Source organism: Nonomuraea lactucae, assembly GCF_003313395.1.
Taxonomy (GTDB): Bacteria; Actinomycetota; Actinomycetes; order Streptosporangiales; family Streptosporangiaceae; genus Nonomuraea; species Nonomuraea lactucae.
In genome coordinates this window covers 1-787 of the sequence record NZ_QNFZ01000366.1, presented here as the reverse complement: position 1 = coordinate 787, position 787 = coordinate 1, and the positions used below count along the sequence as shown (strand labels likewise).

General features: G+C 78.1%; 1 protein-coding gene. It reads left to right on the top strand.

Annotated elements, in window-relative coordinates; all coding sequences use genetic code 11:
* A partial coding sequence (locus tag DQW85_RS21990) for an N-acetylglucosamine kinase (protein ID WP_113702124.1) occupies nt 1-787 on the top strand: 787 nt, incomplete at both ends.

Sequence of the window (787 nt, the reverse complement as noted above, 5' to 3'; positions counted from 1 at the left end):
GGAGCGGGCAACCCGAGCGCCCACGGCCTGGCCAGGGCGGTGGCGGCGATCGGCGCCGCCCTGGAGGCGGCCCTGCGCGACGTGGACCCGGTGCGGGTTGTGGCGTCCCTGGCCGGCGTGGCCGGCAAGGTGGACGCGCTGGAGCCTGAGCTGGCCAGGGTGTGGGCGGGGCACGGCATCGCGCAGGGGCCACGGGTCGCCGGGGACGTGACGATCGCGTACGTGGCGGGCACGCCGGAGGCGGCCGGTTCGCTGCTGCTGTCGGGCACCGGCGCGGTGGCGGCCAGGATCGAGGACCACCGGCAGGCCGAGATCGCCGACGGGCTCGGCTGGCTGCTCGGCGACGAGGGCTCGGGCTTCTGGATCGGCCGCGAGGCGGCCAGGGCGGCCGTCGCGTCGCTCGACCGGGGCTCTCGGGGCGGCCCGCTGGTGGAGCTGGTGACCGAGGAGTTCCTGGGCGCCGGGCGAGTGGTCAGCGGGGGCCCGTCACCGCGTGCCGACGCCGACCGGATCGTACGGCTCGCACAGGCCGACCACATGCGCCTGGCCGCCCTGTCCCCACTGGTCAGCCGGGCCGCCGCCGAGGGCGATCCGATGGCCTCCGAGATCGTCCGCGCGGCGGCCCATCACCTGGTGGCCACCGTACGGCGGGTGCACGCGTCCGGGCCGGTGGTGCTGGCCGGCAGCGTGCTGACCAGCGAGGGCCCGGTCCGACGGGCCGTGCGCGAGCTGCTGGCGGGCGAGACAGTGGCGACGGCCCGTGACGCGGCGGGGGCGGCGGCCTGGC